The sequence below is a fragment of the Pseudoalteromonas luteoviolacea NCIMB 1942 genome (assembly GCF_001625595.1).
Classification (GTDB): Bacteria; Pseudomonadota; Gammaproteobacteria; order Enterobacterales; family Alteromonadaceae; genus Pseudoalteromonas; species Pseudoalteromonas luteoviolacea_A.
In genome coordinates, this window is record NZ_AUXT01000197.1 from 1 (window position 1) to 22,812 (window position 22,812).

The following is a 22,812-nucleotide window of genomic DNA, read 5'->3' on the forward strand; positions in this document are numbered from 1 at the left end:
GCTTCGTTAACCGCTCTATACATCTTTGCTCTCGGCCAGTGATTTCATACTCCAGTAATAAGCTTAATCGCTCTTCGAAGCTTTGCTCCATGTAGAGGTTTGGTTGCTCAATTTGTTTGTTAATGTATTCATGAGAAGTCCTTAGTGGTGATCGCGATGCATGAAAATATGCAATTTAATTGTCAAAAACGAATTAATGCAAATATTTATATCTTGTTGCGCTATAATATCTTGCGTTGAGTGATGGATTTGTTTTGGAAATTACTCAATAAAATATTACTGAAGTATATGTAAAGGGAAGTCATGCCTATATCTGTTTTTGTCCTGATTTGTTTAATAGGCACGTTACACCATTATATTGGTTACAAACTGATTCTAACAAAAAAAGCGCTAGACAAGGTTGAACCGAAATACCTTTTTGGAAAGTACTGTACAAAAAGGGTCTTGAAGAATCTATGGCATTTTTCTACGGCATGCTGGTTTGGGTTCGCGGCATTAATTTTTATGCTTTCAATCGGCACTACGCCCACAAAAGATGCGTTAATAATGATAGTAACCGTTATTTTTTCGGTAAGTGGTTGGCTCTCTTCCACTTTTAGATGCGCAAAGACGATTTACTGCCTTACTTTTATATTTGTTGCGGGTTTTAGTGCTGCGCATATTTAATCTTAGTGGTTTAAAAGTGCAGCCAGAATCGTTGCTGTTCCCGATTCTGGCTGAATATCTGGTTGGAAGTTACACTATTTTGAAAGTTCCTTTCATGATCGCAAAATGGCCTGGGAATGAGCAAAAGAATTGGTAATTTCCATCTTTACTTAGGCCCTTTGTCGAGAAAGTAATGGAAGTTGATTCGCCTCCGCCAATGACTTTGGTAAATGCAAAAACTCTGTCATCATCAGGTTTTACATAGCTATTCTTTACGCCAGCACGCATGCCATCAGATGCAACAGCTTTCACATTTTGCTTCTCTGTTAACACCCAGTTATGGCCCATCGCAGATGATGGGAGTTTTCCTGTATGAATGAGAGTGAGTTTAACTTGTTCGCATTTACTTGGAACTGACATCGTTTTCTTGGAAAACTGCATCATGTCATTAGATTCTATGGATAATTCACACTCATTGGCACTACTATGGAAAGCCGAAAAAGCCAGTGCTGCAACCGCGAATTTAGCCAAGTTGTTCATTGATGTTACTCCTTGAATAGAAATTATTATCATTATCTTGCAAACTGATTCATTAGTAAATTCCTTTATTCGGTATTTTGGGGGGTTCTGGATGACTATTTGTAATGTTTTCAAGGAACGAAGCGAGGTTTGAATGGTGTATGCGCACCGATTAACAAGCTAATATTAGGCCAATAATAAGTCGCACCTAGTTAGGGTCGTGAACTGTTTGACCTAAAGAGTGTTACTCCCTCCAAAAAACTTGCCTTTCAGCTACCACGTAAAAATTTTAAGGAGACTGTTATTTCTCCGAATGTTGTCAGTTTGTAATTGTAAATTTCATTTAGCCAATAGTTTTAACATATCTCGAGTGGTTAGGGTGATTGTTAAACTTTTTGTTATTTTCGATGCTCTTTTTTGCCTGAAATGACATTTTTATTTAATTCTTTCGACAATAAATTTTAATAAAAGGTTGCAAAGTTAAAATTTAACAGATAGTTTGTTTGTGAAAAAGGTACAGGCTAACAGCAAGTAGGAAAATCATCGCAGTGGATGCGACAACAATAAAAACTATCCACTAAGGAATTAACATGAAAAATACATTCAAGCTAACTTCGTTAGCGCTCGCTTTATCTGCACTTACGTCAACAGCCGGGCAAGCTCAAGAAACCAAACAGTATATTTTAAAACAAAGTGATTTAAGTATTTTTGCGCCTGAAACGAGTCGTTTTTCCAGAGCGAATATTGCACTAGACTTTGGTGCAGAGCCAGCTGCGGAAATACTCTCTAATGACGGTTCTGGTACTGTTGTAACAATGGATTTAACATCTGAACAGGTAGCTAAATTGAAAGCATCTGGCCAGTACAAGTATATCGAAGAGGATTATGAATACGTGCCATTCAATGCTACTTCGACAGATGAGGTCTCACCATATGGTTTAGCAGAAGTGCAAGCAACATTATTACAAGATACAAATGCTGACTTATTTAAAGTATGTGTTATTGATTCTGGTTATGACCTAGGACACCCAGACTTACCTCAAAATGCAACTGGTTTTACAGATCTACCAGGCGGTCTTACTTGGTATCAAGATGGCTCAGGCCATGGTACTCATGTAGCAGGAACAATCGTAGCACGCAAAAATTCCGAAGGTGTCGTTGGTGTTTTACCAAATGATAAAGTGGGCATCCACAATGTGCGTGTATTCGACAACGAGGGTAGACAAGGTTTAACATCACGTATTGCCCATGCAGTAGACAACTGTGTCGAAAATGGCGCTAAAGTCATTAACATGAGTTTGGGTGGCGGCAGCCCGAGTCAATATTTCCAAGAGCGATTACAAGCTGCATATGATAAAGGTGTACTACTTATTGCGGCTGCTGGTAATGACGGCAATGCAACAATGAGCTACCCAGCGAGTTATGACACGGTTGTTTCTGTAGCGAATATTGATGAAAACCGTGTTAAGAACCCTTCTTCCCAGTATAACGTACAAGTAGAAATCGCGGCTCCGGGTACTAACATACTATCAACTGTTCCAAGAGGTACAGGTGTATTAGCAGGTGTGACTGCTGGTGGCGTGTTTGCTCAAGGTGCAGGTATGACTAACTCAGTCGAAGGTAAGGTCAGTGCACAGCTTGTTGACTGTGGTCAGGGCCTTACAAACTGTGCAGCAAGACAAAGTATCTGTCTAATTGAACGTGGTGGTGCATCTTTCAAAGATAAAGCGGCGAATTGCCAAGCGAGTGATGGCGTTGCTGCTATTATATATAACAATGCGCCAGGAACATTTGGCGGAACACTGGGTGATGGTGTACACGGTGTGACCATCCCAGTTATCTCTTTGTCTCAGGAGCAAGGCACAGTACTCCAAAGTTCGGTGGGCTCAACGGTTGATTTGCAGCTAGAATCTATTTTAGATTACAGCGAAAAATCAGGTACTTCGATGGCAAGCCCCCATGTAGCCGGTGTAGCTGTTTTGGTGTGGAGTCAACATCCAAGCTGTTCTAACGTCGACATTCGAAATGCACTAAACGCAACTGCCATCGATTTAGGCACGGTTGGTCGCGATGATGAGTATGGATTCGGTTTGGTGCAAGCAAAGGCTGCATCTGACTATATTGCGACAAACGGCTGTGGTGGAGTACAAGATAACACGGCACCTGTTGCGAACTTTACTTTTAGCTGTAATGACCTAGCTTGTACTTTCGACGCAACTTCTAGCCGTGATGCAGATGGCCAAATTATAGGCTATGACTGGAATATCGATGGTTTTGGCGCAACTGGTTCAAAAGTGTCTCATACTTTTGCAAATGCAGGCAGCTATCAAGTTTCAGTGACTGTAACGGATGACTTTGGTGCAACACACAGTGTTGCTAAATCTGTGATTGTTACAGGTGGTGGCAATCAAACCGCTTGTATCGGTTTAGACGCTTGGTCTTCAGCAAAAATCTATATTGCTGGTACGGAGGTCGCGTACAACGGTCGTAAATATCGCAGTAACTGGTGGAACAGAGCAGCAAACCCTGAGCAAAATTCAAATGTCGGTAACGATTGGAAAGCCTGGACAGATTTAGGGCAGTGTAACTAATTCCTTATTGTATGATTGAGAAGTAGAGTTAAAGGCGACACGGGTGTGTCGCCTTTTTTATTCTTAAACTAGGTATGTATCGTGGGTTACCTAAATGTCTATTGCGCCGCTTTCTCAGTTTTAATGTTATTAAGTTTGGAGAAGGCAGGTAACAGTGCTCCGTCAAAGGGCACTGTTTCAATTGCCATAGCTACTATAGTTAGAAGCGATATTTTAAATTCGCAGTCACGGTGCGACGTTGTCCATAGAAGCAGTCGCCGCGCACTAGGCAGCTTGTAATGACGGTTTTATCAGTTAAGTTATCGACGTTTAAGCTTAGCTCATAGTCGCCAAAGTTATAACCGATCATCATATCGTAAAGAGTAAAGCTGTCAGTCGTCAGCGCCTTGTGATAATCAATACCACCAACACTTACAGAACGGCTACCATCAAAAGTCTTTCCTACATAACGAATACCAACACCAAATTTAAGCCCTTCAATGAGATTGTCAGCACGATAAGTTGTCCATATAGAAGCTAAGTGCTCTGGCGTAGCAGAAAGAGGAGCATCATCAGTCGCAATTGTGCCAATTGCACCTTGTGAAGCAGCCGCTCTAAGGGTTGGATCTTGAACAGCAAATGCGCCAGCCAAAATTGTTTCAGGCGATTGCGGTGTTGTGTCATTTTCGGTAGTCGTGTAAGCATATGATGCATACACATCAAATTGTTCCCACTCTAATTGAGCTTCTAACTCAAAACCTTCAACAGAAACTTCTCCATCTTGCAAATGCAAAGTAGGGGATACACGGCGAATATGGTTTTTGTCCGTGATATGGAACACACTTGCGGTAATTAAATGCTCAGTACCCATAGGCTGATATTTAACACCATATTCAAACTGCTCACCTTCTTTTGGCTCATACGCGCCACCTTGGGGTTTTAAGTCATAGAGCGGTTGGAAAGATTCTGAATAGCTTGCATAGGGGGAAAGACCATTGTCGAACAAATACAAAGCGCCAATTCGACCAGTTGTTGCGCTTTGGCTGTCGGATTTGCCCAATGTCTCTGTATCAACATTGTCGTGACGTAATGCGGTATTAACAACAAAGCCATCGTACTCAAATGTTGCTTGAATATATCCACCCAGCTGTGTGTCGACTTTTTCAGGTGTGTCGACAGTGACCGTTGTTGGTAATGCTTTAGCTTGACCATAAACTGGATTGTATAGATCTAGTTGGCTACTCACTGCACCACGTTGGGTATCAGCATCTGTTTTTGCATCTTGGTAGTCGATACCTGCAACTATGTTGATTTCTAGATCTCCAAAATCAACATATTGATGTATCTGAATATCGCTTAACAAGCTGGTCGCGTCACCGTCTGTCATGCTATAGATACGATTTATTGAGCGCTTGTCCTGCTGAAACCCAGGAGGCCAAGAAAAGATAGTTCTGTACTCCGACGCGCTATCACTATAACGAGTTGACCAACTAATATGTGTGTCATCAGAAATGCTGTGTTCTAAAATCGTAGTTAACGCAAATTGCTTTGTGTCGTAACGATCCCAACCTGGTTCACTAACAAACCGCTCACTAGGGATCTGTCCATATTGTGCAGGTTTGATTGTACCTTCGTGTGGGAAGAACTGAGTCGAAGACCCTGACTCATTTTTTTGCATGTTGGCTAACACAGTGAAGCGCGTGTTGTCACTGATACCCCAGACAAAACTGGGCGCAAAAACAAGCGTATTATCATCTACAAAGTCTGTTTGTGTACCACTGTCTCGGTAGACACCAACAACGCGTGTTTGATATTCGTTACTATCGCCAAACGACGTATTGTAATCGCCAGCAACTTGCACTCGGTCGTAATTACCGACCTGAGCCCAAAGCTCGCCTTGGGTTTCTTCATGGGGGCGTTTTGATACAGAGTTAACAATACCACCAGTTGAACCTTGGCCATACAAAACAGAAGACGGGCCTTTCAAAATTTCAACACGTTCCAATGTATAAGGGTTAACTCGGGTATTGTTGTAGTGGCCGAACTGCATTTGCAAGCCATCTACGTATACAAGGGGGTCGACACCGCGGATTTTAGACCAATCTCCTCGCGTATCGACACCATAGGGGCCATTATATACACCAGCCACATAACCAATTGCATCTTGTAGTGTTTCCGCGCCAAGATCTGAAATACGCTGAGCGGTTAAAACTGAAACCGAAACAGGAGTCTTTGTTATTGGTACGTCTGATTTAGAAGCACTGGCACTAACGTAGGAGATTAGGCCTTTAGGGCTAACCTCAATTACTTCGAGTTCTTTATTGTTTACTTTGTCATTTGCGATAGCGGCGCCAGAAAGCGCGATGGCTAGAGCAGAAATAAGCGTTGGATATTTTTTGTTGAATGAGCGCATGTTATTCCCTATTTAGAATTATTGCGCAAATAATATTGAAAATGATAACGGTTATCAATAAAGTTTTATTGTGATTTTGTACATTAAACAGCCTGTTATAGTTTTTGAAATATACACTACATATCTTATATCTAAAGGTTTACATTTGTACCTATAAAGGTCACTACTGTCTTAGTATGCCCATATGTAAACAGGTTGTTTAAAGGATTAAAGCGCTTAAAAACAAAAATTTAAGTGTTTGTATTGAATCATTTTTGATAGCTATTCATTGGTATGTTTTTTGCGGTTAATAGAGGGAAATACAGGACCGTTGGTAGTGATTAAGCAGATCTCATTAGGATATAATCAAGATAAGTTATAAGAGGTAAATGTAAATTTGAACTGGCAAGCTCTCGTCGATAATAGACAAAGATTTTTTTGGGTACTACAAATTTCAGGGTGGATTGGCTACGCTCTGGTAAATTACATAGGTTCCAAAGTATTTGAAATGCGTGATATTTACGTGTTTGTGATAGTACTCAATGCTTATGCCGGTTGTTTAATGACGGTGCCACTAAGGTATTTGTATCGCCGCGTTTGGAATGCAAAACCTTGGCTCTTGATATTTGTTGTGTTTAGCGTGTCTTATGTAACGGGCACATTATGGTCTGTGGTTCAAAAATATAATCTCTGGGAGATATACCGACACGGTTATCGGCCAGATGAGTGGTTTTACTATCTACAGCAAGGTCTAGACTCTGTATATATAGTGCTTTGTTGGAGTGGCTTATATTTTGGAATTAAATACTATCAGTTACTACAAAGCGAGAGACAAAAAGCGCTAAAAGCCAATACCATGGCGCACGAAGCACAATTGAAAATGCTTCGCTATCAATTAAACCCTCACTTTTTGTTTAACACCTTAAATGCTATATCAACGTTGGTACTGGTTGAGGAAAATAAAGATGCCAATCAAATGGTATCCCGATTGAGTGATTTCTTGCGGTATACCCTAAATACAGATCCAATAAAAAAAGTTCCGCTAGAGCAGGAGCTTCATGCTTTAAAGCTCTATCTAGAAATAGAAAAAGTCCGCTTTGATGAGCGTTTGGCCATTGATTTAGATATTACAGAGCAAGCAAAGCAAGCATTGGTACCCAGCTTGATATTGCAGCCACTGATCGAAAACTCAATCAAATATGCCATTGCACATATGGATGAAGGTGGCAAGATAGAAATTAAAGCACAAGTATTTGCTAATGAGCTATTGTTAGAAGTTGGAGACAATGGCCCTGGCGCAGAATTAGACAATGGGCAGTTGAAAAGCGCAGGTGGTGTTGGCATTGCAAACACGCAAGATAGATTAAAAACGCTCTACGAGAATAATTTCTCGTTTGTGCTGTCAAATAATGCGCCTTCAGGATTGAAGGCTAATATACGAGTTCCGTTTGAAAAGGCCGAGAAGTGAAGTAATGAGCAAGATTAAAACGCTAATTGTTGATGACGAGCTGTTAGCCAGAAAAGGGTTGGCCGTCAGACTAAAAGATTTTGAAGAAATAGAAGTAGTTGAGCTTTGTAATGGTGGCCAAAAAGCCATTGAATTGTGCCAGCAGCAAGATATCGATTTGGTCTTTTTAGATATCCAAATGCCGGGCATGAATGGCTTTGAGGTTGCGAGAACCCTTAGCGAGAGTGTTAAACCCTTACCTGCAATAGTTTTTGTTACGGCTTTTGATCACTATGCAGTAAAGGCGTTTGAGATCCACGCTTTGGATTACATACTCAAACCAGTAGATGACAACAGACTAAAACAGGCGATAGAAAAAGTGCAGAGCTATCTAAAAACCCAACAAGATAATGCCCATAAGAAAAAGCTTGCTAGCTTTGTCGCAGGGATCACTGGCAACAACTGTGAAGAAATCCTGAAAAAACTAGCAACAGGCGATGTGATTGAAGATAAGAAATTTCCTGAATCGTTAGCTGTAAAAGAACAGGGGGAGATTATCAGAGTGTCTACTGCGACAATTCAATGGATTGATGCGGCAGGCGATTATATGTGTCTTCACTGCGCAGATGGTCAGACTCATATTTTAAGAAAAACGATGAAAGAGCTTGAACAGGAGCTAGATCCCAAGTTGTTTGTAAGAGTACATCGCTCTGCAATTGTAAATACGGGTCAAATCAGCAAACTTGTTACACAAAGTAGCGGTGAATACTTATTGGTATTAGATAATGGCCAAGAGTTAAAAGTAAGCCGCAGCTATCGTGATAAAGTAAAGTCTGCATTGTCGAGTTAATATCTGTACTTAGCTTATTAGTCTGGCTACAAAAAGCCCAACTTATTAAGTTGGGCTTTAAGAATTTATAGATTGATTAAGCCTCTACACGGTGACTATTTTCATTGTATTGGTTGCACCAATAGTTTCCATTAGATCGCCGTGTGTCAGAATAACTGTGTCGCCTTTTTCTAACGAGCCACCTTCGACTAGCGTATTTAATGCATCGCGAACAATTGTGTCGGCTGTACAGCTTGTTGAATCAAAATACACTGGATAAACACCGCGATAAAGCGCTGTTTGACCTAGTGTTGAGCTGTGTCGCGAAAGAGAGAAAATAGGTAATCCTGAGCTAATTCGAGACATAAGCTTAGACGTGTTACCAGACTCTGTCAGTGCAACGATTGCTTTAACTGAATCGAGGTGGTTAGCAGCGTACATCGCAGACAGTGCTAGCGTTTCTGAAGTATCAGAGAACATGCTGTCAAGTCTATGCTTAGAGATATGCGTCTCAGGCTGTGATTCTGCACCTAAACATACACGTGCCATCGTTGCTACCGTTTCTTCAGGGTAATCACCTGCGGCTGTTTCTGCTGAAAGCATTACTGCATCTGTGCCATCAAGTACTGCGTTAGCGACGTCCATAACCTCTGCGCGTGTAGGCATTGGGTTATCGATCATCGATTCCATCATTTGTGTTGCTGTGATTACAGTTCTGTTCAAAGAGCGTGCACGGTTAATGATTTGCTTTTGTTTACCTACGAGTGCGGCATCACCAATTTCAACACCCAGATCTCCACGAGCCACCATTACAGCGTCCGACGCTAAAACAATGTCGTCAATCGCTTCGATTGTATCGACAGCTTCTGCACGTTCTATTTTTGCCAAAAGCTGAGCGTTCGAACCGGCTTTCTCTGCAAGGCTACGTACATAACGCATATCATCGCCACTACGAGGGAATGACACTGCGATGTAGTCAACACCAATTTCAGTTGCAGTAATTAGGTCTTTCTTATCTTTATCTGTGAAAGCAGGCGCTGTTAGGCCACCACCTAAACGGTTGATCCCTTTATTGTTTGACAGTATGCCGCCAACGGTAACTGTACAATTTACTTTTTGATCAACTACATTATCGACAGTTAACTGGATAAGACCATCGTTCAACAAAAGTAGGTCACCAGTTTGTACATCTTGCGGCAGCTCTTTATAGTCTATACCTACTGACTCGACAGTACCTTCTTCCAAACCTAGTTCAGCATTAAGTGTGAACTTGGCGCCTACTTGCAAGTCGACTTTGCCCTGTGCAAATGTTGATACACGTATTTTTGGACCTTGAAGATCGGCTAGGATTGCAACGTGCTTATTTAATCTTTTAGCTATTTCTCGAACAGCCTCAGCTCTGTTTTTATGATCTTGCGCCACCCCGTGGGAAAAGTTTAGTCGTACTACATTAGCACCGGCGCGTATGATTTTTTCTAAATTATTATCTCTATCTGTAGCTGGTCCCAATGTGGCAACTATTTTTGTGCGTCTAAGCATCAGATTCTCCTGTAGGCTGTACTTGCTAACATCATTCTTGAAAAGTAGGTTGAAAAGTAATCATTTACAGCTTGTTTGACTAAATAATGTCAGATAATCACGCTTTTCTGTAAAGTTTTGCCGTTTAACCCTTTTTCATACACAAATTAAATTATATGATCTGTATGACGTGATTATGACACCGGTGTCAGGTGTCGTCAATCTTAGAGTGAGATAAGATCTCTTTTAACACTCTGACTTATAATGCGATCAGCCAGTGTGTAAGGCAAAAAATTTGCTTGTGTTGAAGCGTGTTATGACTGAATTAGTACTAAACTTTAACAGCTTAGTATATAGAGTGGCCAGAGCAGCACATTACATGCTACTCAGGTATAATGTACTCGACATCGTGAAAACGAATTAAAGTGTGGTTGTTACCGAGGAGGAAACTTAATGCAAGTTGCATTAGTTGGTTTAGGTGTGATGGGCAAAAACCTCGCGCTTAATTTAATTGAGAAAGGTATGACGTTAGTCGCCTATGATAAAAATCCAGACGCTGGTGCAGAGTTAATTAGCTGCGCACAATCGTTAGGTGTAGAAGAGCGTCTCCATATCGTATCGGATCTCGGTGATATGGTGAAAAGGCTTGAGTCTCCTCGTTCGGTTTTATTGTTAGTACCAGCTGGTGAGCTGGTTGATACCGTATGTACTGAATTGATTGAAGCCGGCGTATCAAAGGGTGATATCATTGTTGATTGCGGTAACAGTAACTACAAAGATGGCATAGCTCGTAAACTTAAATATCAAAATAAATTTGAGTTTGCGACAATGGGTATTTCTGGCGGGGCAGAAGGTGCACGTCACGGCCCAGCAATGATGGCCAGTGGATCAGAAGGTGGCTGGGAGCGTTTAGTACCTTGGTTTGAAAAAGTAGCTGCAAGTTACAATGAAGAATCTTGCTTTGCGCGTGTAGGTCAATCGGCAAGCGGACATTTCGTAAAAATGGTGCACAATGGCATCGAATATGCTTTGATGCAACTAATAGCAGAAATTTACCACTTGCTAAGAATTGGCACTGGCAGAACTCCTAATGAAGTGGCTGAAATTTTTGAGTCATGGTCTGAGGGAGAGTTAAATAGTTATTTACTGTCTATTTCTCGCCATATCCTTAGCCTTGAAGACAGTAGCCAAACTCCACTAGTTGACTTAATTGATAATAAAGTTGGCGCAAAAGGCACCGGTCTTTGGACGGCTCAAAACGCATTGGAGTTAGGTATTGCGGTTCCATCTCTTGTTGCAGCGGTACAAGCCCGTCATTTAACAAACACAATTAGTACGTTAGCGGCTAAAGAAATGACGTATCAAGCAAAAGAAACAAATAAGGTTGATATTGACTTGGAAGAGCTTAAGTCAGCATTTTACTTTGCGAGTCTTCTTTGCTACCGACAGGGTCTGGCACTGATTAAAGGCGCATCTCGCTCACATCAGTGGAAAGTGGATCTTGCTAAAACGCTACAAACGTGGAGAGCAGGTTGTATCATTCGTGCTGATTATTTAGATGATATTGCAAAGGGTGTTGATTTTATTGATACGCTAACAAATGAAGCGAATGCACTTAGAAGCATTACGGGACAAGCGATTCAAACAGGTCTTGCGTTTCCTGTACTGGCATCGACTCAGACTTATATTGCAACCCTAAGTACACCGAGTAATGGTCATTTAGTACAAGCACAGCGTGACTATTTTGGTGAACATGGTATTAAGACACACAGTGGTGAAACATCTCACCTTACTGATTTAGTCGACCTGCCTGAAAAGGTGAGATAGACCGCGAAATCAAAAAAGGCCACTTCAGTCTGTCTCTAGATCACAAGTCTGACTCAAGAGACTTTGCTAAATCGTAGCCCTCAAGGATGGCTTGTAATTTGAGCCATCCTTTTAACTGATGCTCGCCCTGTGCGTTTTGTATTTTTCCAGCCTCCCAATTTGGCTAGTTCTTGATAAGCCCATTTCATATCTGGAGCGCTATCTGGCAGCTTTGTTTTTATCCTTTTTAACCATAGTAATTTCCATCCTTTAACAAGATAATACCTCTTCACAACTTCGATTCTCTGGAAAGTCATTTGTGAACTTCAGTTGTCATATTCGTGTCGCTATAAAACCATTAATGGTTACCAGTCGTTCCATGTTGTCTTGGCTTTGTAATCGTAACCCTTCTATGTCTGTACCCTCACTTTTCCAGGCCTTGCGGTACTGTTCAACTCACCAACGATATTCATAGTACCTAATAATATCGAGTACTTCTTCTTTGCTCGTGACAGGGTCGCTAGTGAGTAAATACCAGTTTAAGCCTCTATCGGGATTATTCCGTTCTGCACACCCTACGTAATTTAACGTCACTGGGGCGAAGGTGATATCCAATGTGGCTGTGCGCGATTTTCGGTCTCCTTTTTGCGCTATTTCAATACATTTCGTTCCTGCGCTTTTAAATTCGCTGGCAAATGGATAGAGTTTATCTTCTCCCTCTTCAATATGACGACTTTGCATCGACCGTACGATGAATCGTTGCTGCTCATGTAGCTTGTATTGAAGGTATTTCCATATCAGCGGCGGGTTGTATGATGTTCACAAGGGGTTTTCCAGGTTCGTTAGCGAGTGTCGAAGCTAACTTTACCAAACGTGCTGTTCTTCGTAGATCTCCTAACTCACTTTTTGCAAATTGTTGCTCTGCCCACTTGGTATGTTGGTCAATGATTATCTTCTTCGGTGTATGGTTTGAAGATCTGATCACACTAAGGAAGTTTAGTTCAAAAACATCCCCGCTAATTTCTTAGCGAGGATTTGTGTATAAGAGACAGGCATAATACAGCCTTTTTTAATGCATTATTGCCCGTCATTTTAGGGCATATAAACCTGATAGGGTGCTAGCGTGTAAGTTCACCTCTCAAGTCATCTTGCATTAAGTGACGAATGGTCTCTAATTCAAGTTCTTGACTGAACAAGTAATGCAATTTAGTAAGGCAGGCTTCCAAAGTCATATCGTATCCACTTATTACACCACAATTTAGCAGAGCATTACCTGTGGCATATCCGCCCATATTGACTTGACCTTGAATGCATTGCGTTAAGTTGACAATCACAACTCCACGCTCTGATGCAGACTTCAAAGCATTAAGTATTGTTTCTTGCTGGGGGGCATTCCCAACGCCAAAACTTAATAAAATGAGCGCCTTTACATCGCAAGATAAGATGTTTTCAACCATAGTAGCACTTATCCCTGGATAAAGGTGCAGCACCGCAATGGGTTGTGAATGAATTGACGTTACATCGAGATCTTGGTCAACGTAAGGGCTTAATTTACCTTCTTTTAGTTGAATATTAATGCCAACTTGAGCAAGAGGTGCCAGGTTTGGTGATGCAAATGCATCAAAACCATCCGCATGCGCCTTTAGCGCTCTGTTACCTCGAAACAATTTGTTGTTGAAAAATAAACTCACTTCAGCAATCGGGTAGTTAGCGGCGAGGTACATTGCATTAAGTAAATTAACCTGACCATCCGACCTTAATTGAGATAAGGGTATTTGCGAGCCTGTCACGATCACCGGTTTAGTTAAATTTTCGAACATGAATGACAGAGCAGAGGCTGTATAAGCCATTGTATCTGTACCATGCAGTACAACAAAGCCCTCATAATCGTTGTATTTGGATTTGATATCTTCCGCAATTAATTGCCAATGCTTTGGCGACATGTCGGAAGAATCTATCAGTGGGCAGTATTCGTGAATATCGAATAAAGGCATTTCTTCACGGGTAAACTCAGCGTTATTCTTTACCGTTTCTGTTAGATATCCAGCAACTGGTACGTAGCCTCTGCTGGATTGCTTCATACCAATTGTGCCACCTGTATAGGCAATATAGATTTTTTTTCTTTTCATAAAAAAGCCCAGAAAAATTTCTGGGCTTAGTATATCAACTGCAGCACCACATTGCAGTTTATTCATTAACCTTATGCACCATTGTACTAATGTGAAACGTTACACATAGTACACACACTATAAATACTGTTGGGGTCATTATAAAGTTCAATCATTTTTGCACTTTTTTGGACTTGCTCTAACAGCTGGTTCACGCCTTGTTTTGTGATTACCTGAAGAGGGTCGGCTGATTGCACTTCGTTTTCAATGAAAGGTTGTACCAGCTCTGCACCAAAGATTTGTTGCATTAACAGCTCTTTTTCAGACAGGGTTTGCTCGACAGTGATCACATCATAATGCTCAAGGCTTGCTAAGTTGGCTGCGGCTTCGATAGCTTGCTGCTTGGTACCTAGTTTATCAATAAGGCCAAATTCTAACGCTTGTGGCGCCAACCAAACACGCCCTTGTGCGACTTCGTCAACCGCATCTTTGGTTAAGTTACGCGACTCAGAGATCATAGATAAGAATTTGTCATATGCATCTTCAATGCTCATTTGAATGATGTCTGCGTATTCTGGGTCCAGCCCTCGTGATACGGACGATGACTTAAGCTCTGTTGTTGCGACTCCATCAGAATACACACCCAGCTCTTTTAACGAGTTTTCAAAAGTGAAAATTGTGCCAAAAATACCAATAGAACCCGTAATCGTGCTTGGAGAAGCCCAAATTTCATTTGCTGAAGCCGCAATCCAGTAACCACCCGAGGCGGCAACTGAGCCCATTGAAGCCACAATCGGTTTGCCTGCTGCTTTAATGGCTAGCACCTCATTACGAATTTTTTCAGACGCAAACATACTCCCGCCACCAGAGTCGATACGTAGAACAACGGCTTTTACTTTGTTATCGAGGCGAGCTTTTCGTAATAGAGCTGCGGTAGAATCACCACCAATTACACCGGCTTTGCGTTTGCCATCAACAATATGGCCTTTAGCAACAACAACGGCTACTTTGTCAGAGATTGGGTTAGGGAGGTTATTAAACCCTGATATCGATGTGAGGTAATCACTATATTTGACTTGTCTGTAGGCATTGCTTTTGTCTTGCTTTCCAACAATCTCAACCAATTTACTATTGAACTGTTGATCAGTTTCAAGCTTATCAACCCAACCATACTTAAGTGCAAATTGCCCAGAGTCACCAGAAACCGTAGCCATTTTATCACCAAGCTGAGCAAGCGTTTCATCAAAGTTTTGCATATCAAATGGCCTTTTAGCTGAGACATCTTCTTTGTATTGTGTCCACAAACTATTTAACCACAGTTTATTAGCTTCTTTTGCTGCCTCTGACATGTCATTTCTGATAAATGGTTCTACAGCTGATTTATATGTACCGACACGAAAGATATGCTGTGTAACCTTCAATTTGTCCAAAGCATCCTTAAAATACATTGGGTATGTACCAAAGCCACTTAGGCTGACAGCGCCATACGGGTGCATAGAGACTTCATTTGCTGAAGCAGCCAAATAATATTGGGTTTGAGTAAAGTATGGGCTGTGTGCATAAACAGGTTTACCTGTTTCTTTGAATGCCTCTAGTGCATCAGTAATATCACGAAGTTTATCAAGATGTCCGTGATGGAGATGTCTAAGGTCGAGTGTAATGGCAAGAATGCGTGCGTCTTGTGCCGCAGCATTGATTACTCTCACTACATCATCTACCAAGATTTCGGTGGGCATATCTTTTGAGCCCATAGCATCGTTTAGCGCAGCATCTAGCGGGTCAACATAGGTCAGCTGTTCAACTAAAACACCTGATAAGTTCAACCTAAGTACGCTTTCTTGTGGCACTAGGATCTCTTCGTCAGACGACATTATTGCTGCAACAAAGACGACAATAAGCGCTACAAAGACCAAGTTTACTATCAGCCTGCGCGAAAAGTTCAGCGCGTGCCAGATACCTTTAAATAGTTTTGCGATCAACTTCAATGTGATTCCTCTAAATATAGTACCTAAATACTCTCATTTAATATCATAACTTAGTTGTGAGCTGAGTGTTACACCTAAAACGTAACGAAGTATTAATTTCCGTACATATTTGAATATTTGACTAAAGATTCAAAATTTTCATTATTTTTGAATAAATAATTTGTCCTTTTTACTTGCCAAAATCTTGAAAACGGTTAATGTTCACAGGTAAGACCAGTTACATTGGGGCGAGCAATGTTAGAACAAAAACTACAACTTAAAAATTCTGAGCTACGTAACCGCTTGGTCATGGGATCAATGCATACAGGGTTGGAAGAGGGTTGGCACAACCGAAAAAGACTTCGTGCTTTTTATGAGGAGCGAGCTAAAGGTGGTGTCGGGCTGATTATTACGGGCGGGTATAGCCCTAACTTACGCGGTAAGCTAACCCCGATTTCGTCTTCTTTCAACAGTCGCTACGATGTCATTAAACATCGAGCATACACAGATGTTGTGCACCAACACGATGGAAAAATCTGTTTGCAACTGTTGCATGCTGGCAGATATGCATATCATCCTTTTAATGTTGGACCAAGTCCAATTAAAGCACCGATAAACCCTTACACACCAAAATCTATGTCATTGAGCATGATCAAAAACACCATAAAAGACTTTGCTAAGTCGGCTTACATGGCTGAAAAAGCTGGGTACGATGGGGTAGAGATCATGGGGTCCGAAGGTTATTTAATTAATGAGTTTGTGGCACCACATACTAATCAGCGTGAAGATGAATACGGTGGGTCCCTAGAAAACCGCATGCGCTTGGCTATCAACATTGTTAAGGCCGTTCGGGCAAGAGTTTCAGATAAATTTATTATCGTATTCAGGCTTTCTGTGATGGATCTTGTACCCAATGGTTCCACATCTGATGAAGTCATAATACAAGCCAGAGCACTAGAAGCCGCCGGCGTTGATATATTAAATACGGGCATCGGTTGGCATGAGGCAAGAGTTCCAACCATCGCGAGCATGGTGCCTCCCGGCGCTTTTAGGGAGGCATCAAAGCGCTTAAAAGATGTCGTAGACATACCTGTTGTGGCGGTAAATAGGATCAATACACCAGACCTTGCGAATAATATTTTAGACAAGGGGGAGGCTGACCTTATCTCTATGGCGAGGCCGCTTTTGGCAGATCCAGAGTTTTTTAATAAGTACGCACAAAATAAATCTGAGCAAATCAACGTTTGTATAGGCTGTAACCAAGGGTGTTTGGACCATGTTTTCAAAGGCAAGAGAGCGACATGTTTGGTCAACCCTCAGGCAGGTTTTGAACTAGATTACCCGCTTGAAAAAACCAAAGTATCCAAAAATGTGCTAGTGGTGGGCGCTGGACCTGCTGGTTTATCAGCAAGCTGTTATTTGGCGCAAAAAGGTCACAACGTGACACTAATTGACAAAAATACACACGCGGGTGGTCAGTTCAATCTCGCTATGCGCATACCTGGTAAAGAAGACTTCAAGTTAGCACTGAAGTACTTTTTAAATGAAGTAGAGAGACTGGGTGTGAATATGGAGCTTGGGCGTGAATACAGCGCACAAATTGGACAACAATATGATGAAGTTGTTTTTGCTACAGGTGTAAGCCCCCGTTTATCAAAAATTGAGTGCCGCGATGGAAAGCGCGTATTGACCTATGATGAAGTCATCCGAAAGGAAGCTGAATTAGGTGATAAAATTGCTATTCTAGGTGCTGGTGGTATTGGTTTTGATATGGTGGCGTTTCTCACAGAACCTGCAAATCAAAGTATTGCGGATTTTAAGAGTCAATGGGGTATCGAGCAACAAGTTGCACCGTCGACAGAAAAACGCAAGCTGTATATGTTAAAACGCAGTGCTGGTCGGTTTGGCTCAGGTCTAGGCAAAACGACAGGCTGGATTCATCGAGCCGTTGCAAAGCACCACCAAGTGGAACAAATAGCTGGTTGCGAATATATTTCTTTTTCTAATAAAGGCTTAGTAGTACGTATTGATGGACAAGAGCAAACATTAGACGTTGATACGGTGATTGCATGTATCGGACAAACATCAAACGAAAGCGACTTTAATAGAGAGCAACTACCAGAAAAACATCATGTTATAGGTGGTGCATTGCTGGCCAGTGCAATTGATGCCAAGAGAGCGATATTTGAAGCACTCCAAGTAGCTAGAAAGATCTAAATTAAACTAGATATTAAATCGGCCATTAGTGGCCGATTTTTTTATGCTGCAATAAAACTTAATGTGGTTCGGTCTACACTGTATGAATATCCAAAAAAGTGTAGATGTCCCTATGATTAAAAATATCCAATCTATTTATCAAACTAGCATAGAAAAAACTGAAATAATGAGTGGCCTTGCTCCTTTATTGCTTAGGCTAATCATTGCGCCAGTTATGATTATTGCTGGCTATAACAAACTCAACCTTAGTAAAGAAAACGCCGGCTTTTTCGAAAGCTTTTTGGCAGATGAAAATGTTGTTGCTTGGTTTGGCAATGCAGATTGGGGACTTGGCTTACCCTTTCCTGATTTACTCGCTTTTTTGGCGGGATGGACGGAGTTTTTGGGTGGCTGGTTGATATTGTTAGGCTTGTTAACAAGGTTAGTGTCAATCCCGCTTATGGTCACCATGTTTGTTGCGGCCACTCAGGTGCATTGGCACAACGGCTGGTTTTCAGTTGCCCCAGCAAACCCAGATACCAGCGCCGCACAAGTATTTGCGTGGTTAGGTAGTGATACAGCGCAAAAAAGCCTAGAAAACAGCCTAGAAGTGGCTGAGCGTTTAGAGCGTATAAAGTCCATTGTGAGTACCCATGGCTTTCCTGAGTATCTATATGAAAAGGGCAACATCGTTGTTTTAAATAATGGCATTGAGTTTGCCGCCATCTATTTTGCTATGTTCCTAAGTCTATTTTTTACTGGGGGTGGGCGATTATTCAGCATAGATTACTGGCTATCGCGCAAGTTAGGCAGCAATGACTGAAAAATATAAGGGAAAGGACTAAACTTTCCCTTTTAGATCACGTTAGAATAGCCAGTGTTTGTTTATTAGTAAGGAATTTCAAATGGATGCAATAGAGCTATTGCTGACTCGGCAATCGGATAGCAAATTGTCCTTTCCTGGTCCTAGCGAGTCTCAATTAGAGAACATTAAAAAAGCGGCGCTGAAAGTGCCTGATCATGGCGGGCTTGCGCCTTGGAAGTTTATTGTTGTAAATGAAGACGCCCGAGATAAGCTCGGAGAGATTTACTACAAAGCCGCTGTTGAAGAGAATCAGGATGATCGCACCATTTCGCGAGCCAAAGAACTACCTCATCGAGCTCCTATGATGATCATTGCCGTTTCTCCGTATCAAGAACATCCAAAAGTGCCACGTATCGAGCAAATTGAAAGTGCAGGGTGTGCTTGTTTTGCGATGCAGCAAGCGGCATTCGCTCAGCATCTTTCTGGTGTTTGGAGAACGGGTTTCTTTGCTCAAAGTGCGACGGTTAAAAGAGAATTAGGACTTAACGAGAAAGATGAAATTGTGGGTTACTTGTATCTAGGGACTCCAACTGTGCAGTGCACAAAACCAGTGCGCCACGAACCGTCATCATTTTTCACTGAGCTATAAACGAGAGGCTTCTATGGCACTACATGTTGTTGAACATCCATTATTGCAACACAAGATTGGTCTTTTACGTGAGCATGGCATATCGACTAAAAAGTTTCGTGAGCTAGTTTCTGAAGTTGGCAACCTACTTACCTATGAGGCGACTAGAGAGTTGCCTACAGATACAAAGACGATAAAAAGTTGGACGGGCGAAGATTTAGACGTACAAGAAATTAAGGGTAAAAAGATTACGCTTGTGCCTATTTTACGTGCTGGACTCGGTATGCTTGATGGTGTGATGCAATTGCTTCCCGCTGCTAAAATCAGTGTGGTTGGATTACAGCGCAATGAGAAAACATTAGAGCCTGTGTCGTACTTTGAAAAATTAGTGGGTAATTTGGAATCGAGGCGAGCGTTGGTTATTGATCCGATGCTGGCAACGGGCGGTTCATTGATTGCTACGATTGACTTGCTTAAAAAGTCAGGTTGCAAAAGTATCACTGCTATCGTGTTAGTTGCGGCGCCCGAAGGTGTGGAAGCCGTTGAAAAAGCGCACCCTGACGTTGATGTTTACACCGCTGCACTTGACAGTCACTTGAATGAGCACGGTTACATTGTGCCTGGTTTAGGTGATGCTGGTGACAAAATTTTTGGTACGCAAGTGTAGCCATTTAACACAAATTTTTTAAATAAGTTACGCGCTACTATTGTGGATTCTAATAGGCTGAAATGAATTTTCAGCCTATTTTTTAAATTATTTACTCAGGAAGTTGTTGCACGAGTCGATTTTGAAGTGGTCTTTTTGAACACCCACCAGCTTGCCCAGAAAAAGCCACTTAACCCAATCGCGGTATATATTGCGGGATTTGGATTTTCCAATGTGCTTACAGAGCCTGCATACGCGGCAATTATTGCATAGGGAATAGTACTCATTAGCCAACACGTTAAAAATGTTTTAAACGGCATTTTTGTCATACCAGCCATACACGCTGAGACTTCAGGTAATATAGGGGATGCGCGAGATAGTAAGATAACAACAGGTCCTCTGATGTTAAAGCTTGATACAGCCAACGCTTTTTCTGATTCAGTTTTTATCAATTTGTCTATAAGCACATGACCGTAAATGTGACTTATCCAGTACCCTCCCAATCCAGCTAGCAACATACCTATTATCGCGCTTAGAGCGCCCATAGTGGGGCCAAGAAAATAACCTGCAAGTATGATAATTGTCAGCGTTGGTACTGCGACGAATAGATCCAGTAGCAGTAGCGCAATAACTATAACCGTGACGACATAAGAGTTAAGAGATTGTGCATACGTCAGCCAGCTTTCTATGGCGTCCAGACTGAGTAGGCCACTTGCTTTCAAGGCTACGAAGGTACATGCAAAAAAGAATATGAGAACAAACATTAGCTTTAAAATTGGCTTCATTGTGACCTCTGGCTTATGGATATCGAATGGTGATGTCGATTGAGTTAGTAAGTGTTGCTAGGCTGAGTTTTGCATCTTTAAATTTAGGTGCACCCCGCCAACTAATAGTGACGCCATTAGAGAAACCAAGGCCTTCTGATGGGATTATGCCAGTCCAGTTTTTAGATGTTTTTCCAGAGTTATCTTCATCGTGCAAAACTTTGATAGCAAACTCAGAATTCGGTACAGAAAAACTGACTTTATGTATTGTTAAATCTGGGGGTAAATATAGCGTTTTTATTGCTTTTTCATGGTTAGTGGGAAATCCGTCTTGTCCGAATAACATCACCATTATCTGTCCAGTTCTTGATGCATCTACACCGTTAATATTTACTTCAATAGTTTTTGCGTACGACATTTGTGACACTATTAATAGCGCTCCAAATACAACCGAATGGAGAAATGTACTTTTCATAATTAAGACCTTTTCAAGAGTTTTCTGGCAAGTGGCGGGGTTAAAGTAGTCAAAATCCTCAGTAGCTTAACCTTACCAATGTTATTGATTGGGACTTGTTTTTCTAAGCCTTTTATAATCTCAGCTGCGGCTTGTTCTGAACTGAGTTTGGAAGCACCGCGTTCTTGCGTCATTGGTGTGTCGACTAATGGCAAAAAAGCTTGAAGCACACTGATATTTGTATGCTCTAATTGGTAGTTCAGGCTTTGCGAAAATATATCCATTGCCGCTTTTGAGGCACAGTAAACCGCAGAACTTTTTTTGGGCACTAGTGCCAGTCCCGAGTTAATGTTCAAAATAATGGCTTGTTCATTGGCATTCTTCAGGTTTGGTAGGAGTAGGTAAGGCAGTGAGCAAATAGCATTAAAGTTAACGTTGATTTCTTGTGCTATCGTTTCGTATTTAAAGTTTGTATCTGTGAATGTCTGAGTATTCTGTACTGCGGCGTTATTGATTAATACATCAACGACAGGAAATCTCAGCTGAATTTTTTGAACTAAATCCTTGTATTGAGTTGAGTCTGAAAGGTCGGCAGAAAAAACATGTATGTTTTGGTGAGCGTTGTCTAATTCGGTTAACCTAACTGTGTGGCGGGCAATTACGATTACTGTGTTATTCTCACACATTAAAGCCACTAATTGACGACCAACGCCAGAAGTGCCTCCTGTAATTATGATTACTTTATTTCTAAGGTTCAAAGGTGCGTCTCCGTTTTAAGCTTTGTGCTAATTTAGCGCTTAGTAAAGTGGAGTAGCATTAACCTATGTTAAAAACTCATAATTTTAATCAGTCTGGGTTTGAGAGGTGACACTTTTAAATTTAACCCCAAGTGGGTTGGCCCCAAGAGGGGTTGGTTAGTCTTAATTTTCTGATAGTACGTATTTAACATAAAAAATACAGTAGATAAAAAATGGAATTACAAAATTTAATTACAGAGCAGGGCGTACGGTATCACTTTGAAAAGGGTGCGCGAGTATTTAAGCAAGGTGATGACTGTGAGTATATTTACCTCGTTGAGCATGGCTTGTTAAAAGCCTTTTATGTTACAGCTAACGGCAAAGAAACCATCAAGTCATTTATCAAACAACATTCAATCATTGGTAGTTTAAACGCAGCGCTTTGCCTTGCACCTTGTACGTTTAGCTTGGAGGCATTAGATACAAGTGTTTTAATTCGCTTCCCTTTTAGTCAGCTGCTTGATGAAAGTAAAAGATCAATTACTATTTCACAAGAAGTTGTGCAAATACTGTTGGGCTTAGCACTTAAAAAAGAGCGCAGGGAATTTGAATTGCTGACCTTGTCCGCGACAGAGCGATTTAACAATTTAAGACGCACCGACCCCGAACTAGTTAAAAAGCTAACTCAAAATGACATTGCCAAATATCTGGGCATCACTCCGGTTGCATTAAGCAGGATTAAGCATCAATGATGAACTAAACCGTGCGAAATGGCATATCGCGT

18 protein-coding genes and 1 pseudogene are annotated in these 22,812 nt (G+C 41.4%); 9 read left to right on the forward strand and 10 right to left on the reverse strand.

What is annotated here, in order from left to right; genetic code table 11:
- Positions 1-735 precede the first annotated feature (735 nt).
- On the reverse strand, positions 736-1,185 hold the full coding sequence (gene azu, locus N482_RS19110) for an azurin (protein ID WP_155730653.1): 450 nt from the start codon (positions 1,183-1,185) through the stop codon (positions 736-738).
- A gap of 569 nt (positions 1,186-1,754) precedes the next feature.
- On the opposite strand from azu, the gene N482_RS19115 reads away from it, so the two are divergent.
- Positions 1,755-3,755: a S8 family serine peptidase gene (locus tag N482_RS19115; RefSeq protein WP_063378577.1), complete on the forward strand. Its 2,001-nt coding sequence runs from the start codon at positions 1,755-1,757 to the stop codon at positions 3,753-3,755.
- A 199-nt stretch (positions 3,756-3,954) separates the two neighbouring features.
- On the opposite strand, the gene N482_RS19120 is transcribed toward N482_RS19115, so the two are convergent.
- Positions 3,955-6,147, reverse strand: coding sequence for a TonB-dependent siderophore receptor (locus N482_RS19120; RefSeq protein ID WP_063378578.1), 2,193 nt, complete (start codon positions 6,145-6,147; stop codon positions 3,955-3,957).
- A 376-nt stretch (positions 6,148-6,523) separates the two neighbouring features.
- Here N482_RS19120 and N482_RS19125 point away from each other — a divergent pair, with 376 nt between their 5' ends.
- Entirely contained in the window at positions 6,524-7,594 is a 1,071-nt protein-coding gene (locus N482_RS19125; protein WP_063378579.1) for a sensor histidine kinase, read from the forward strand.
- A gap of 4 nt (positions 7,595-7,598) precedes the next feature.
- Positions 7,599-8,423 (forward strand): LytR/AlgR family response regulator transcription factor, encoded by an 825-nt coding sequence (locus tag N482_RS19130; protein ID WP_063378580.1) that lies wholly within the window; start codon positions 7,599-7,601, stop codon positions 8,421-8,423.
- Positions 8,424-8,507: 84 nt separating this feature from the next.
- On the opposite strand, the gene pyk is transcribed toward N482_RS19130, so the two are convergent.
- Positions 8,508-9,941, reverse strand: coding sequence for a pyruvate kinase (gene pyk, locus N482_RS19135; RefSeq protein WP_063378581.1), 1,434 nt, complete (start codon positions 9,939-9,941; stop codon positions 8,508-8,510).
- Between the two features lie 432 nt (positions 9,942-10,373).
- On the opposite strand from pyk, the gene gndA reads away from it, so the two are divergent.
- Positions 10,374-11,747: an NADP-dependent phosphogluconate dehydrogenase gene (gene gndA, locus N482_RS19140; RefSeq protein ID WP_063378582.1), complete on the forward strand. Its 1,374-nt coding sequence runs from the start codon at positions 10,374-10,376 to the stop codon at positions 11,745-11,747.
- A 40-nt stretch (positions 11,748-11,787) separates the two neighbouring features.
- Here the strand turns inward: gndA and N482_RS19145 are convergent.
- From N482_RS19145 to sppA, 4 genes and pseudogenes are all read right to left on the reverse strand, one after another.
- Positions 11,788-12,524, reverse strand: a pseudogene (locus tag N482_RS19145) (IS4 family transposase); the annotation flags it as partial.
- On the reverse strand, positions 12,493-12,711 hold the full coding sequence (locus N482_RS26160) for a transposase DNA-binding-containing protein (protein ID WP_063876413.1): 219 nt from the start codon (positions 12,709-12,711) through the stop codon (positions 12,493-12,495). The gene N482_RS26160 and the pseudogene N482_RS19145, both read right to left, overlap by 32 nt.
- A 133-nt stretch (positions 12,712-12,844) precedes the next feature.
- Positions 12,845-13,855 carry an asparaginase gene (gene ansA / locus N482_RS19150; RefSeq protein WP_063378626.1) on the reverse strand — a complete coding sequence of 337 codons (1,011 nt, stop codon included), beginning with the start codon at positions 13,853-13,855 and terminating at the stop codon, positions 12,845-12,847.
- Between the two features lie 86 nt (positions 13,856-13,941).
- Positions 13,942-15,813 (reverse strand): signal peptide peptidase SppA, encoded by a 1,872-nt coding sequence (sppA, locus tag N482_RS19155; protein WP_063378627.1) that lies wholly within the window; start codon positions 15,811-15,813, stop codon positions 13,942-13,944.
- Positions 15,814-16,053: 240 nt separating this feature from the next.
- Here sppA and N482_RS19160 point away from each other — a divergent pair, with 240 nt between their 5' ends.
- From N482_RS19160 to upp, 4 genes are all read left to right on the forward strand, one after another.
- Positions 16,054-18,015 carry an FAD-dependent oxidoreductase gene (locus tag N482_RS19160; RefSeq protein WP_063378583.1) on the forward strand — a complete coding sequence of 654 codons (1,962 nt, stop codon included), beginning with the start codon at positions 16,054-16,056 and terminating at the stop codon, positions 18,013-18,015.
- Positions 18,016-18,127: 112 nt separating this feature from the next.
- On the forward strand, positions 18,128-18,817 hold the full coding sequence (locus N482_RS19165; RefSeq protein WP_063378628.1) for a DoxX family protein: 690 nt from the start codon (positions 18,128-18,130) through the stop codon (positions 18,815-18,817).
- An 82-nt stretch (positions 18,818-18,899) separates the two neighbouring features.
- A complete protein-coding gene (locus N482_RS19170) occupies positions 18,900-19,448 on the forward strand; it encodes an NAD(P)H nitroreductase (RefSeq protein WP_063378584.1) in 549 nt (182 codons plus the stop codon).
- Positions 19,449-19,461: 13 nt separating this feature from the next.
- Positions 19,462-20,094 carry a uracil phosphoribosyltransferase gene (upp, locus tag N482_RS19175; protein ID WP_063378585.1) on the forward strand — a complete coding sequence of 211 codons (633 nt, stop codon included), beginning with the start codon at positions 19,462-19,464 and terminating at the stop codon, positions 20,092-20,094.
- Positions 20,095-20,189: 95 nt separating this feature from the next.
- On the opposite strand, the gene N482_RS24515 is transcribed toward upp, so the two are convergent.
- The 3 genes from N482_RS24515 to N482_RS19190 are packed head-to-tail and all read right to left on the reverse strand — an operon-like array spanning position 20,190 to position 22,049.
- A complete protein-coding gene (locus tag N482_RS24515; RefSeq protein ID WP_081228094.1) occupies positions 20,190-20,858 on the reverse strand; it encodes a TVP38/TMEM64 family protein in 669 nt (222 codons plus the stop codon).
- 13 nt (positions 20,859-20,871) lie between these two features.
- Complete coding sequence (locus N482_RS19185) at positions 20,872-21,312, reverse strand: DUF2141 domain-containing protein (protein ID WP_063378586.1); 441 nt, start codon at positions 21,310-21,312, stop codon at positions 20,872-20,874.
- Between the two features lie 2 nt (positions 21,313-21,314).
- A complete protein-coding gene (locus N482_RS19190; protein WP_063378587.1) occupies positions 21,315-22,049 on the reverse strand; it encodes an SDR family oxidoreductase in 735 nt (244 codons plus the stop codon).
- Positions 22,050-22,261: 212 nt separating this feature from the next.
- Between N482_RS19190 and N482_RS19195 the strand changes: the two genes are divergently transcribed.
- The gene (locus N482_RS19195) at positions 22,262-22,780 is read left to right on the forward strand and encodes a Crp/Fnr family transcriptional regulator (protein ID WP_063378588.1); all 519 of its coding nucleotides are present in this window, start codon (positions 22,262-22,264) and stop codon (positions 22,778-22,780) included.
- Positions 22,781-22,812: the final 32 nt, after the last annotated feature.

Excerpts from the sequence above, each read along its gene's own strand:
- N482_RS19165 (WP_063378628.1), top strand. The coding sequence starts at position 18,128 with ATGATTAAAAATATCCAATCTATTTATCAAACTAGCATAGAAAAAACT.
- N482_RS19120 (WP_063378578.1), bottom strand. The coding sequence starts at position 6,147 with ATGCGCTCATTCAACAAAAAATATCCAACGCTTATTTCTGCTCTAGCC.
- upp (WP_063378585.1), top strand. The coding sequence starts at position 19,462 with ATGGCACTACATGTTGTTGAACATCCATTATTGCAACACAAGATTGGT.
- N482_RS24515 (WP_081228094.1), bottom strand. The coding sequence starts at position 20,858 with ATGAAGCCAATTTTAAAGCTAATGTTTGTTCTCATATTCTTTTTTGCA.
- N482_RS19130 (WP_063378580.1), top strand. The coding sequence starts at position 7,599 with ATGAGCAAGATTAAAACGCTAATTGTTGATGACGAGCTGTTAGCCAGA.
- pyk (WP_063378581.1), bottom strand. The coding sequence starts at position 9,941 with ATGCTTAGACGCACAAAAATAGTTGCCACATTGGGACCAGCTACAGAT.
- N482_RS19115 (WP_063378577.1), top strand. The coding sequence starts at position 1,755 with ATGAAAAATACATTCAAGCTAACTTCGTTAGCGCTCGCTTTATCTGCA.
- azu (WP_155730653.1), bottom strand. The coding sequence starts at position 1,185 with ATGAACAACTTGGCTAAATTCGCGGTTGCAGCACTGGCTTTTTCGGCT.
- N482_RS19160 (WP_063378583.1), top strand. The coding sequence starts at position 16,054 with ATGTTAGAACAAAAACTACAACTTAAAAATTCTGAGCTACGTAACCGC.
- N482_RS19195 (WP_063378588.1), top strand. The coding sequence starts at position 22,262 with ATGGAATTACAAAATTTAATTACAGAGCAGGGCGTACGGTATCACTTT.
- ansA (WP_063378626.1), bottom strand. The coding sequence starts at position 13,855 with ATGAAAAGAAAAAAAATCTATATTGCCTATACAGGTGGCACAATTGGT.
- N482_RS19185 (WP_063378586.1), bottom strand. The coding sequence starts at position 21,312 with ATGAAAAGTACATTTCTCCATTCGGTTGTATTTGGAGCGCTATTAATA.
- N482_RS19170 (WP_063378584.1), top strand. The coding sequence starts at position 18,900 with ATGGATGCAATAGAGCTATTGCTGACTCGGCAATCGGATAGCAAATTG.
- gndA (WP_063378582.1), top strand. The coding sequence starts at position 10,374 with ATGCAAGTTGCATTAGTTGGTTTAGGTGTGATGGGCAAAAACCTCGCG.